Origin of the sequence: Aeromonas sp. BIGb0445, from assembly GCF_024809075.1 — a bacterium.
GTDB classification, from domain to species: Bacteria; Pseudomonadota; Gammaproteobacteria; order Enterobacterales; family Aeromonadaceae; genus Aeromonas; species Aeromonas rivuli.
In genome coordinates this window covers 280153-293463 of record NZ_JANUES010000003.1, presented here as the reverse complement: position 1 = coordinate 293463, position 13311 = coordinate 280153, and the positions used below count along the sequence as shown (strand labels likewise).

Sequence of the window (13311 nt, the reverse complement as noted above, 5' to 3'; positions counted from 1 at the left end):
CTTCGAACTTATGGCGTGCTGCTCCCGTCAGGAGATGGCGGGTTGGCTTGTGCGTCTCTTTCTCCCTGTTGATAGCGAAAGCGCTTCTTGCGTCTATAGGGATAGACATCCTCGAAGCTGCCCCCCTGGATATTGGCCTGCAGCCCTTGCCAGTAGCCTGCATCGAACAGCTCACTGTGCACTTGCATCATGATCTCCCGCACCTGGCGCTTTTGTAGCAGGAAGGTGGCGAACTCTTCGGGGAAGATGTCGTTCGGGGCGACCGAATACCAGGGCTCGGCACTCAACTCATCCTCCGGGTAGCGTGGCGGCGGGATCTGGCGAAAGTTGCACTCCGTCATGTAGCAGATCTCGTCATAGTCGTAGAACACCACCCGGCCGTGGCGAGTCACCCCGAAGTTCTTGAACAGCATGTCACCGGGGAAGATGTTGGCCGCCGCCAGTTGCTTGATGGCGTTGCCGTACTCTTCCAGCGCCAGCCGGGTCTGCTGCTCGTCGGCGTTATCCAGATAGAGGTTGAGCGGGATCATCTTGCGCTCGGTATAGAGGTGTTTTATCACCAGTTTGTCCGAGGTCAGGGTCAGCGCCGAGGGGGCGACCCGTTGCAGCTCGTCCAGCAGCTCGGGAGAGATGCGGTCCAGGGGAAACTCGAAGTTGGTGAACTCCTGGGTATCGGCCATGCGGCCCACCCGGTCGTGCTGTTTGACCAGCCGGTATTTTGCCTTCACCTGTTCATGGCTCACGTCTTTGGGGGGGGTGAACTCATCCTTTATTACTTTGAACACCACGTCATAGGAGGGGAGGGTGAACACGCTCATCACCATGCCCTTGATGCCGGGGGCGATGACGAACTGATCCCGGCTCATGGCCATGTGCTGGCGATAGTGACGGTAGAACTCCGTCTTGCCGTGCTTCTGGCAACCGATAGCGTTGTAGAGTTCGTAGTCGGGTTTGTGGGGCAGTATCTGCCGCAAGAAGGCAACAATGAGCGCAGGCTCGGGGGCATAGACCATGAAATAGGCGCGGGCGAAGCCAAACACGATGGAGGCCAGCTCGGGCTCGAAGATGAGGGTATCCACATAGATGTGCTGCCCCGTGCTCAGCAGCGGCAGGATGAAGGGATAGACCCGGTCCTGGCAGCGAACAAGTCCCACCAGGTAGGCGCCCTTGTTGCGATAGAACACCTCGCGCAGCAGTTCCAGGGTGAAGGGCGCGGTGCGCAGTACCGCCGGGCCGCTCTGGGCCAAGTGGCGGCAAATGTGCGCAATGTCGCGCTCCTTGTCCTCATAGGGCAAGGTGAAGGGGTAGTCGGCAAACAGTTGACGCAAGGAGTGGGGCAGCTCTGCCAGGCTGCCGGGATAGATGCGCAGTTGGGTCGACAAGTCAGGGTGTTCACCCCGGCTGCGAAATGGGTGGATATAGAGGTTCTCGTCGCGGATGTTGCGATGGCGGAAGATGCGCCGGTAGACGGAGTTGAAGAAAGACTCGGCCACCTCGAAGTTGGCACAACCCGGCAGCAGATCGCTAAAGGCGCTCTTGACGCGTTTGAGCAGGTCCTGGGTCGCAACCTGCTCCCCCATCATGGTACGGATGAGCGCCGTGGTCGCGCCCACATGATGGTCGTAGAGGCGGATCCGCTCACGCCCGGCGAGTTGCACCCCGAGCCAGTCGCCATGCTCGAAGCGGCTCTTGCTGCCTTGGGTGATGTCGAGAAAGCGGCTATAAAATGACTCGAACCGCTGCAAAATAGTCTCTGCGACTGCCTGTCCCAGTGCCTTGTCCATCGCCACCTTCCTTGTGGTTATCTGGCCTCTTCTGGCCATTATTTCGCCGATATTTCTGGCCACTATGGCAACATTCAAACATCTGTTCAAGTGGCATTTTGCGGGGATAAGCGGTAGATTTCGCCCCTTTGCAGCCCTGCCCGCGAGGAATAATCCATGAAGCTCTATTTTGTCCTGATGGCGCCAGCCCGCCCACAGAATGTCGGGGCCGCCGCCCGCGCCATGAAGACCATGGGTTTTGACGCCATGCGGGTCGTGGCGAGCCGGGTTCACCAAGAGGATGAGGCGAGCTGGGTGGCCCATGGGGCGCAGGAGATACTGGCCAATGCCGAGGCGTTTGATACCTTGCCAGACGCCTTGGCCGACATGGATCTGGTGATCGCCACCACGGCCCGCCAGCGTGGCCGTTATCAGCACTACCTCACCCCGGGGGAAATTCGTGATCAGATCCGCGCCAAACCCTCCCTGAACAAGGTGGCCATCCTGTTTGGCTGCGAGGAGTCGGGTCTCTCCAACGAACAGCTGGCCCATGCCGACCTGCTCAGTTACCTGCCCCTCAAGGTGAGTTACCCCTCCTTGAATCTGGGGCAGGCGATCATGCTGTATGCCTATGAACTGAGTCCGCTGCTCGATGAGTCGACCGCAGTAGACGAAAATTCGGACAACAGTGGGCAAGTTCGAGTGCTAAAAAGTAAAACAGCAGAAATTCTTGCTGAAGTCGGGGTTTCGCAGGATGAAAAACTGCATCAATGGGTAATGGACCGAGTACCTATGCTGCCACAGCGGGATCTGAATATGCTGCATCTGCTCTGTAAAGACCTGATGAGGCGGCTTGGCAAGTTGCTTTGAGTTGACAGCGTCCGCCGTGCAGGGTATTGCTAGAGGCCAGTCTCGTAGCAGAGTGTTCGTCATGCAGTTAATCATCAACGTCATCACCACCACCATTATTACCGGTACCACCACAGGTGGCACTGGGGCCGGTTGATGCGCTGACGAACAAGCACAGAAATCAGAAAAAGGCCCGTACCCACCCAGTACGGGCCTTTTTGTTGCGCAGTTTACAGGGAGAGAAAGCGATGAGAGTGTTGAAGTTTGGCGGGTCGTCACTGGCCGATGCAGAGCGTTTTTTACGGGTTGCCGATATTGCGGTCAACACCCATGGTCAGTCCCAGGTAGCCCTGGTGTTGTCAGCGCCAGCCAAGGTGACCAATCACCTGGTGGCGCTGGTCGAACAGACCAGCCGTGGCATGGATGCCAGCCCCACCCTGTTTGAGATAAACGGCATCTTCTCCCGTCTGTTGGCGGGTCTCAAGGCGGCCTATCCGGCCCTCGATGAGAAAGCATTGCAGGCCCGGCTCACGGCCGAACTGGATCAGGTCGAGCGCCTGATGCAGGGCATCCGCCTGCTGGGTCAGTGCCCGGACAATGTTCAGGCTCACATCCTGAGCCGGGGGGAGAATCTCTCCATCGCCTTCATGCATGAGCTGCTGCGGGTGCGCGGCCTCGAGCTGGACGTGATAGTGCCCGAGCAGATGCTGGTGACCGATGGCGGCCATCTTGAGGCCCATGTCGACATCGAAGCTTCCCGGGTGCGTTTCGCCGCCAAGGGGCTTCGCCCGGTTGTAGAGGGGCAGGGCCCCTCTGGAAAAGCGTCATGCCTCTACCTGATGCCGGGCTTCACCGGTGGCAGCGACAAGGGCGAGACTGTGCTGCTGGGCCGTAACGGCTCTGATTACTCCGCCGCCGTCTTGGCCGCCTGCGTGGACGCCGAGTGCTGCGAGATCTGGACAGACGTGGAAGGCTGCTACAACTGCGACCCCCGTTTGGTGCCGGATGCCTACCTGCTGAAAACCCTCTCCTATAAAGAGGCGATGGAGCTCTCCTATTTCGGCGCCAAGGTGCTGCACCCGAAAACCATCGCCCCGGTGGCCCAGTTCCACATTCCCTGCCTCATCAAGAACAGCTTCAATCCCCAGGGGCCCGGCACCCTGATCGGTGCCGAGCAGGGGGATGATGACCTGAAGGTAAAAGCCATCTCGGATCTGTCAGGCATGTGTATGGTCAACGTCTCCGGCCCCGGCATGAAGGGCATGGTCGGCATGGCTGGTCGCATCTTCTCCGCCGTCTCCCGCGCCGGGGTCAGCATAGTACTCATCACCCAGTCATCCTCCGAGTACAGCGTCAGTTTCTGTATCCACAGCTATGACAGCGACAAGACCCGCAAGGTGCTGGAGCGCGAGTTCGAGCTGGAATTCAAGAACCAGCTACTGGATCCGCTCGAGATCATGACAGATCTCGCCATCATCTCCCTGATCGGGGATGGCATGCGCACCAGCAAGGGGATGGCGGCGCGCTTCTTCACCTCCCTGGCCCAGGCCTCCATCAATATCGTCGCCATCGCCCAAGGCTCGAGCGAGCGCTCCATCTCGGCGGTGGTGCGGGATCGCAAGGTGGCGGAAGCCATCAAGGCCTGCCATCAGAACTTCTTCGGCAGCCAGCAGTTCATCGACCTGTTCGTGGTCGGCATCGGCGGCGTCGGCGCGGCCCTGGTCGATCAAATCGCCCGCCAGCAGCCGGTATTGGCCGAGCAGGGCACCGGTCTGCGGGTGGTGGGCATCGCCAACAGCCGCCAGATGGCGGTCAACAAGGATGGCCTGGCGCTGGCCAACTGGCGTGAACAGCTGGTGGAAGCCCGTGACAGTTTCAGCCTGGAGGCGGTGAAGAAGCTGGTGGAAGAGAGCCACCTCATCAACCCGGTGATCGTCGATTGCACCTCAAGCGAGGCCATCGCCGTCCAGTATGCGGACTTCCTGGCCGCCGGTTTCCACGTGGTCACCCCGAACAAGAAGGCCAACACAGGGTCGCTGGATTACTACAAGGCGCTGCGCCGCACCGCCCGCCAGACCCGCCGCAAGTTCCTGTACGAGACCAACGTGGGCGCCGGCCTGCCGGTCATCGAGAACCTGCAAAACCTCATCAAGGCCGGTGACAAGCTGCGCGCCTTCGACGGCGTCCTGTCCGGGTCACTCTCCTTCATCTTCGGCAAGCTGGACGAGGGCATGAGCTTTAGCGAGGCCACCAAGATAGCCCGTGGCAACGGCTTCACCGAGCCGGATCCTCGTGACGATCTCAACGGCATGGATGTGGCTCGCAAGCTGCTGATCCTGGCCCGCGAGGCCGGCATGGCGCTGGAGCTTTCCGATGTGGAAGTGGAGCAGGCGCTGCCACCCGGTTTTGATGTGAGCGGCGATGTGGAGTCCTTTATGGCCCGTCTGTCCGAGGCCGATGGCTGGTTCCGCGATCAGTTCGCCCTGGCTCAGAGCGAGGGCAAGGTGCTGCGCTACGTGGGCTCCATCGAAGGGGGCAAGTGCAAGGTCGCCATCAAGGCGGTCGGTGCCGACGAGCCCCTGTTCAAGGTGAAAGACGGGGAGAACGCGCTCGCCTTCTTCTCCACCTATTACCAGCCCATCCCCCTGGTGCTGCGCGGCTACGGCGCAGGGACCGAAGTGACTGCCGCCGGTGTCTTCGCCGACGTGCTGCGCACCCAGAACTGGAAGCAGGAGCTGTAACATGAGTTCAGCGATGAACCCCGATTTTGAACAAGATGCCATGGTGCCGGGCGGCAGCGTCGTCGCCTATGCCCCGGCCTCCAGCGCCAACCTGAGCGTGGGATTCGATGTCCTGGGGGCGGCGCTCGCCCCCGTGGATGGCTCCCTGCTGGGGGATCGCGTCCAGGTAAAGGCTGCCGATGTGGCGTTCGCCCTCTCCTCCGTGGGCCGCTACGCCCACAAGCTGCCGGATGATCCCAAGAAGAACATCCTCTATGACTGCTGGCTTGCCTATGGGGAGGCCCTGGAGAAGCGCGGTCTGACCCTCAAGCCGCTGGCGATGGTGCTGGAGAAGAACCTGCCGGTGGGATCGGGTCTGGGGTCGAGCGCCTGCAGCGTGGTGGCGGCACTGGAAGGGCTCAACGCCTTCCACGGCGCGCCCCTCGATGAACACGCCATGCTGCTGTTGATGGGGGAGATGGAAGGCAAGATCTCCGGCTCGGTCCACTATGACAACGTGGCCCCCTGCTATCTCGGCGGCATGCAGCTGGTGCTCGAAGAGCACGGCGTCATCAGCCAGGGCATTCCGGTGTTCGAGCAGTGGTACTGGGTGGTCTGCTACCCGGGCACTGTGGTCTCCACCGCCGCCGCCCGCGCCATACTGCCGGCCCAGTATCGCCGTCAGGATTGCCTCACCTATGGCCGTCGCCTGGCGGCCTTCGTGCACGCCAGCTACACAGGGCAGGAGGGATTGGCGGCGAGCGTGCTCAAAGACGTGATTGCCGAACCCTACCGCGCGGCGCTGATCGAAGGCTTCAACGAGGTGCGGGCCCAGGCGGCCCAGAACGGGGCCCTGGCCACCGGCATCTCGGGCTCAGGCCCCAGCGTCTTCGTGGTGATGAAGGATCTGGCCCAGGCCGAGCGCATGAAGGATTGGATGGATGCACATTTCGTGCAGAACGAAGATGGATTTGCCCGGGTCTGCAAACTGGACATGGCCGGGGCACGGGTAACAGGAAGCGAGCTATGAATCTTTACAATATCAAGGACAAGAGTGAACAGGTCAGCTTCGCCCAGGCGGTGCGCCAGGGTCTGGGCCGCGAGCAGGGGCTCTTCTTCCCCGAAACCATCGCGCCCCTGGCCGAGGTGGATGCCCTGCTGGCGCTGCCGCTGGCCGAGCGCTCCGCTCGCATCATCAGCCACCTGCTGGGGGACGAAGTGCCCTTGCCTAAGGTCAGCGAGCTGATCGACGCCGCCTTCACCTTCCCGGCGCCGCTGGTGAAGCTCAAGGACGGCACCTATGCCCTCGAGCTGTTCCACGGCCCGACCCTGGCATTCAAGGATTTCGGCGGCCGCTTTATGGCCCAGTGTCTGGCGACCTTCCGCACCGTGTCTGCCGAAAAGAATGACAAGATCACCATACTCACCGCCACCTCCGGCGACACCGGCGCCGCCGTGGCCCACGCCTTCTATGGCCTGGAGGGGATCGAAGTGGTCATTCTCTATCCCAAGGGCAAGATCAGCCCGCTGCAGGAGGCGCTCTTCTGCACCCTCGGCGGCAACATCCGCACCATCGCCATCGACGGCGACTTCGATGCCTGTCAGGCGCTGGTGAAGGATGCCTTCGACGACGAAGAGCTGAAAAAGGCCATCGGTCTGAACTCCGCCAACTCCATCAATATCAGCCGCTTGCTGGCGCAAGTGTGCTACTACTTCGAGGCGGTGGCCCAGCTGCCCAAGGCTGACCGCGCCAAGGCAGTGATCAGCGTGCCGTCCGGCAACTTCGGCAACCTCACCGCGGGCCTGATTGCCAAGGCGCTGGGGCTGCCGGTGAAGCGCTTTATCGCCGCCACCAACGCCAACGACACAGTGCCACGCTACTTGAAAACCGGCAGCTGGGAGCCGCACCAGACGGTCGCGACCCTCTCCAACGCCATGGACGTGAGCCGCCCCAACAACTGGCCGCGAGTGGAAGAGCTGTGCCGCCGGGAAGGCTGGGCGCTGGAGACCCTGGGCTCTGGCATGCGCAGCGATGCCCAGACTCGCGATGCATTGCAGCGCCTGCATCAGCTGGATTACCTGTGCGAGCCTCACGGGGCCATTGCCTGGGATCTGCTCAATGAGCAGCTTAGGCAAGACGAAGTGGGGGTCTTCCTCTGCACCGCCCATCCGGCCAAGTTCAAGGAGTCGGTGGACGAGATCCTGGGGTTGGATGTGCCGCTGCCCGGCCCCCTTGCCAAGCACGCCGCGCTGCCGCTGCTGTCTCACGAGCTGCCCGCAGACTTTGGCCGCCTCAAGGCCTTCCTGCTCGGTTAAGTCGCTATGAGACGCTGAAGATCCCCCGCTTTTATATTGAGAGCGGGGGATTTTTTTATGTCCGGCATAGGGCGGGGAATCCAGCCCTGGATGATCACCCTGAAACAAAGGAGCACGGTATGAGTCAGCATCCCCTTCGTCAACTTATCGAGACCTGCGACGCCGCCATCTCCCGGCGCGACTTCGACGCCCTGATGGCCTTCTACGCCGAGGACGCCGCCCTGGTTATCAAGCCCGGCATGGTGGTGCGCGGCATTCCCGCCATCCGCCGCGCCTTCGCGGCCATCTCCGATTACTTTGACGGCCGGCTTGAGGTGACCCAGGGGGCCATGGAGGTGATAGAGGGGGCCGACAACGCCCTGGTGATCATGGAGACTCGGCTGCGCTACTCGGACGGGCAAGGCGGCCTGGTGGACGAGACTCGCCGCGCCACCTATGTGTTTCGCAAGGAGGCGGATGGGCAGTGGCGCTGCACAATCGACAACTCCTATGGCACTGCGCTGCTGGCGGCAGTCCCATAACCCCTGCGGCTCAACGTCGCCACAGCTGGCTGGATCCTTGACTCGTTCGCGCCCATAGCTAGCCCTTGGATCGGGGGCTCCGGCTCGCGCTCCAGGCTAGTCGCCGTGGCGCACGGGTTGATCTTGTTGGGGCATTTGGTTACCGTTACCGCTCTTCTGATCCCAAGAGTACTTCCTCCGATGCGCATTTAACCTGTCCGCACCCTCCAGTTTTCTGCCCCTCTTCATTGAGGCCGGGTGCGTCTTTACCGTGACAGGTTGATGTTGATCCCTCATTGCATTTCTTGTTTGCAGGCGCTGCGTCCCTGTCATTTGGCTTCACTCTCGGCTCGTTGCTCCAGCATCGGCCTCAGGAGTTCAGATGACCCAACTCTCATGTCATATCAAACAGTTGCAACTGCCCTATCTGCCAGGCATTGCACCCCTCACGTTTTCCCTGCCACGGGCACCCTGCGCCCTGATAGGTCGTAACGGCATAGGCAAGAGTCTGCTGCTGGAACTGCTGGCGGGCCAGCGTGCCCCAGCTTCGGGCAAGATAGAGTGGGCCCAGCCCGTCGCCTGGTTACCCCAGTTTGTCCCCGCGAGCGATAGCTCTGTGGCTGACTTCATTGGTTGGGGGGAGGCTCTGGGGGCACTTGGGCGCATCGAGCAGGGCAGTATCGACAGCCGGGACTTCGACCTGCTGGCCGATCGCTGGACATTGCGAGACGATCTCGCCGCCCTCTTGGCCGAGGCGGGGCTCAGGGTCGATGCCAAGCAGCCTCTCAACCAGTTGAGCGGCGGCCAGCTCACCCGACTAAGGCTGCTGGCACTCTTTGCCGAGCCCGAACACTTCCTGTTGCTGGATGAACCGGACAATCACCTCGATGGCGCGGGGATAGCGTGGCTGGCGCGGCGACTGGCCAACCATAGCGGCGGCTACCTGCTGGTGAGCCACGACCGGCGCTTGCTCAATCAGGCCAAGCAACTGCTTGAGTTAAGCGAGCAGGGGCTGCAAAGCGCCCAGCTCTCGTTTCAGGCCTTCTTGCAACAGCAGGCACAGGAGCAGGCCGCCAGAAGTGCGCGCCTGACGCAGGCGGTACGCAATGAGAAGGCGGCCGCTCTGGCGCTGCAGAGGGCGCGCGAACAAGCTGCGCAGCGCGCCAGTCAGGGCCGCCGGGATCGCGGCTCTCAGGCCAAAATCCTGTTGGATTTCAACAAGGATCAGGCGGGGAAATCCCTCGGCAAGGTATTGGATCGCCATGAGCGCGGTCATAAGCAGCAACTGGGGCTTAAGGAGGATGCGGCCGCCGCATTGGCGGCGGTACAGCCCCTGCGGTTGCAGTGGCAGGGGAGGGGCGAACCCGGCAAACAGGGCAGTGCCCAGCCCCTGGTGATCATGGCAGCCAGCCATCCTCGCTGGCACCGCCAGCGGGTCAGCTTGGTGCTGCAGCGGGGGGATCGCTGTCTGCTCAGCGGCCGCAATGGGGCGGGCAAATCCAGCCTGCTCAAGATGCTGCGCGGGGAGCTGGCGCCCGAGTCGGGTGCTTTCAGGCTAACTGGCCCCATGGCTTGTCTGGATCAGGGCTTGAGCCTGATTGCGCGGGATCTCAGCCCCCTTGCCAACCTGTTGGCAGTGGCGCCTGGGCTGGCCGAAAGCGATGCGAGAACACGGCTGGCGGGCATAGCCCTTCGCGGGGAGCGCGCCCTGCAACCGACCCACCAGTTGAGCGGTGGTGAGCGGCTGAAGCTGGGCCTCTTGATGGTATTGGCACAGCAACCTGAGCTGCTGCTCCTCGATGAGCCGGACAGTCACCTGGATAACGCCTCTCGCCAACTACTCACTCAGGTGCTGGCCGATTATCCGGGCACATTGCTGCTTGTCTCCCACGATCCCGAGTTTGTGGCCGGGGTGGGGATTGGGCGGACATATATGTTGGGTGGATAGGGAAAGAGGTAGGTGTACAAGGAGAATCTCATTTAATCTAGATGGTGGGGTTAAATGACTCCTCGTCAAAAGCCTAAATTTCAAGTGAGATAATACTATGCCTTATGTTGCACTGGAGTTTGATCACAAGATTGCTCAGCCCGCGATTCAGTGGATTGTGGTGAAGTGTTCGGGAGTCGGTGAAAAGTGTGGTGGCCCCATCGCATTATCACCCCGCCATGATGTTGCGTACTTTATGGATCCAGTTACAGCGAGCCGGGATGCGAAATTATTTGCTGATTACAAAAATACCGCACTAATAGTGAATGACATATTGCAGGCTATTGAGGAACGGCGTCAGCCGATGAGGCACTATGCCTATCAGTGGGATCATCAGATTTTTTCATCGACATTGAAATGGGGTGTGCTGGAATGGTCTGGTGATGAGACACAAAAATCTTCAAGGATAGACGTTGCTTATTTCGTTGACCTAGATAGCGCAGAGCCTGACTCTAAAGTATTTGCATTTTTACGTGACCAAAATGGATGACGATTTTCAGAATATTCGTCTTTATCTGACACTGGCTCTTGGCCGGTGTCAGACAATAAATAAGGAAAACACGAATAAGTCATTGATGGGATTTCATTAGCATATCTTGGCATCAGGGACGAGTTCTATAGTGAGTCACCCGCTGATATTTGTTGACGGTTAATTACAAGGACCACGCCGTCAGGCCGACAAAGAAATTTCCTATCTCGCATGGTACAGTAACTACTCTGGTCTAGGATGCTGGCCGCCATTGAATTTATTTAACCCAAGTTTGAAACGATAGGCGCCCCTGCCCGTTAGATACCATGTCGCGTATTCATTGAATTTTGCCAAGGGGAACAGTGACAGTAATCAGCAGTTGAAAATACATCGCCAAGAGAGAACATATCCCATGAATATATTGTCATCCTGTTTGGTGCGCTCAGCTCTGGCAACCCTGTTGGTTCACGTAAATAGCTCGGTATTGACTGGCTTGGCGTGGAGTTCATCGGCAAGGCGCCATGCTGTGTGATGAAAGCCCAGCAATAAACATCCCCCTTGATGGGGGATGTTTATTGCTCAAGTGTGGTGCCAATTAAATCAGTGTCACCCGTTCAACAGGCCTTCAAGGTGACAGGCGTTGCCACACTTTCCAACCAATTTTTTCACTGAGCCAGAATCATCAGCCCCCTGACTCTGGCGGGCTGTGCTCCGGTGCCGCGCTCAGCAGATCCTGTCCTTCGTCCTGACTCAGCATCAGATAGCGTTCGTACTGACGCAGCACATCGGCGCTCAGCTCGTCCCGGGTCAGGTACTGAATGTCGTAACCGGCACGGCCATCGGCAAAGAAGGTGATGGGCTCGAAGATGCGGGCCTCGGGGTCGTGGTTGTGGGTCGCCTCCAGGGGGTTGAAGGCGGGGGCGGGCCTGGCCTCGATGCGCACCCCGTAACAGAAGTCGCGTCTACCTTCTTGAGGGACCAGCAGGTGGCACTGCTCCGGATCATCCTGCACGACCCGGCTGGTGAGCCCGCGGGCATTGAACTCGCTGCACAGGGTGGTCAGGGCGGGCAGGGCGACTTCGCCGAGGAAGTTGCGGGCCTCCTTCTCGCTGGAGGGGCGCAGCAGGTGATCCATGCGGGTGCGCCACTGTTTGCCATTCCAAAAATCGGTGGCAGGGGAGAGGCGCCGCGCCGAGTGCTCTTTATCCGCGATGAGACCGCGCACCAGGCCAAGGCAGAGCAGTACGATGATGAAGGCAAACGGCAGGGCGGCGATCAGCGTCATGGATTGCAGCGCCGCCAGCCCCCCGGTTGCCATCAGGGTACCGGCGGTGACCCCGAGCAGCAGGGCCCAGAACAGGCGTTGCCAGATGGGGGAGCGCTCCTTGCCCTGGGTGGCGATGTTGTCGATGACGAAGGCCCCCGAGTCGGCGGAGGTGACGAAGAAGACGCTGATCAGGATCACCGCCAGGGCCGAGGTGATGTCGGCGCCCGGCAGCAGATCGAAGAAGTTGAACAGCAGGGTATCGACGTTGCCGACCGAGTCGATGAGAGCCTGGCCCCCCTCCTGCTGACTGGCCCAGATGGCAGCGTTGCCGAATATCGTCATCCACAGCAGGTTGAAGGCGGTGGGCACGAACAGCACACCGAGGATGAACTCGCGCAGGGTACGGCCGCGGGAGATGCGGGCGATGAACAGGCCGACGAAAGGAGACCAGGAGATCCACCAGGCCCAGTAGAGCAGGGTCCAGTTGCCGAACCAGCCCGCCTGGTTGGGCTCGCTGTAGGTGAAGGTGCGGAAGGTGAGCTGGGTCAGGGAGGAGACATAGTTGCCAATATTCTCGGAGAGGGCCCCCAACAGGTACTGGGTGGGACCGGCCACCAGCACGAACAGCAGCAGCACGATGGCGAGGAACAGGTTCAGCTCGGAGAGGCGCTTGACCCCCTTGTCGAGGCCGGTGACCGCAGACAGACCGGCCAGGGCGATGACGATCCCGATGAGGCCAAAGCGGAACAGATCCCCCGAGGTGTCCATCCCGGTGAGCCGGGCGATCCCCGCCGACAGCTGCAGTACCCCGTAACCGAGGGTGGTGGCGATACCGAAGATGGTGCCCACCAGGGCGAAGACGTCTACCGTATGGCCGAGCGGCCCGTGGATCTTCTCCTTGAAGATGGGGTAGAGGCCGGAGCGGATGGTCAGCGGCAAATTATAGCGAAAGCCGAAATAGGCCAGTACCAGGCCGACGATGGCGTAGATGGCCCAGGCGTGAAAGCCCCAGTGGAAGAAGGTGGTGACCATGGCCTCGCGGGCGGCGCCCGGCGTGAGCGGGGTCGCCTGGGGTGGGGAGACGAAGTGGGTCATGGGTTCGCCCACCCCGAAATACATGAGCCCTATCCCCATACCGGCGGCAAACAGCATGGCGAGCCAGGAGGTGAAGCTGAACTCGGGACGGGCGTCGTCAGGCCCGAGCCGGATGTTGCCGTAGCTGCTGAAGGCCAGCACCAGCAGCAGGATCAGGAACATGCCGACCACCAGCACGTAGAACCAGCTGAAGTGCTCGGCTATCCAGCGCTGACCGTCACCGAAGAAGCGGGCGGCAGATTCGGGGGCCAGGGAGCAGACCGCCAGCAGTGCCACGATAAACAGCAGGCTGGGGATGAAAATAGGCCACGACAGGGTACAACGGGGTGGACGGGGTGCGTTCAT

Annotated in this window: 9 protein-coding genes and 1 other annotated feature; of the genes, 7 read left to right on the top strand and 2 right to left on the bottom strand. The window is 60.7% G+C overall.

The window, feature by feature from the left end:
• Positions 1-8: 8 nt before the first annotated feature.
• Complete coding sequence (gene aceK, locus M2367_RS08080; protein ID WP_259236382.1) at positions 9-1784, bottom strand: bifunctional isocitrate dehydrogenase kinase/phosphatase; 1776 nt, start codon at positions 1782-1784, stop codon at positions 9-11.
• Between the two features lie 156 nt (positions 1785-1940).
• Between aceK and M2367_RS08075 the strand changes: the two genes are divergently transcribed.
• The 7 genes from M2367_RS08075 to M2367_RS08045 all read left to right on the top strand — a co-directional run bounded on the left by M2367_RS08075 (position 1941) and on the right by M2367_RS08045 (position 10625).
• A complete protein-coding gene (locus M2367_RS08075) occupies positions 1941-2633 on the top strand; it encodes a tRNA/rRNA methyltransferase (RefSeq protein WP_259236381.1) in 693 nt (230 codons plus the stop codon).
• A 67-nt stretch (positions 2634-2700) separates the two neighbouring features.
• Positions 2701-2835: a sequence feature (Thr leader region), on the top strand.
• Between the two features lie 25 nt (positions 2836-2860).
• A complete protein-coding gene (gene thrA, locus M2367_RS08070; protein WP_259236380.1) occupies positions 2861-5353 on the top strand; it encodes a bifunctional aspartate kinase/homoserine dehydrogenase I in 2493 nt (830 codons plus the stop codon).
• A 40-nt stretch (positions 5354-5393) separates the two neighbouring features.
• Positions 5394-6362 (top strand): homoserine kinase, encoded by a 969-nt coding sequence (gene thrB / locus M2367_RS08065; RefSeq protein ID WP_404972868.1) that lies wholly within the window; start codon positions 5394-5396, stop codon positions 6360-6362.
• A complete protein-coding gene (thrC, locus tag M2367_RS08060; protein ID WP_259236379.1) occupies positions 6359-7648 on the top strand; it encodes a threonine synthase in 1290 nt (429 codons plus the stop codon). The genes thrB and thrC overlap by 4 nt, the downstream gene beginning before the upstream one ends.
• Positions 7649-7767: 119 nt before the next feature.
• Entirely contained in the window at positions 7768-8169 is a 402-nt protein-coding gene (locus M2367_RS08055; protein ID WP_259236378.1) for an SgcJ/EcaC family oxidoreductase, read from the top strand.
• Between the two features lie 361 nt (positions 8170-8530).
• The gene (locus M2367_RS08050; protein WP_259236377.1) at positions 8531-10096 is read left to right on the top strand and encodes an ATP-binding cassette domain-containing protein; all 1566 of its coding nucleotides are present in this window, start codon (positions 8531-8533) and stop codon (positions 10094-10096) included.
• Between the two features lie 97 nt (positions 10097-10193).
• Positions 10194-10625, top strand: a complete 432-nt coding sequence (locus M2367_RS08045) for a hypothetical protein (protein ID WP_259236376.1) — start codon at positions 10194-10196, stop codon at positions 10623-10625.
• Between the two features lie 661 nt (positions 10626-11286).
• Here M2367_RS08045 and M2367_RS08040 read toward each other — a convergent pair.
• Complete coding sequence (locus M2367_RS08040) at positions 11287-13311, bottom strand: BCCT family transporter (protein WP_259236375.1); 2025 nt, start codon at positions 13309-13311, stop codon at positions 11287-11289.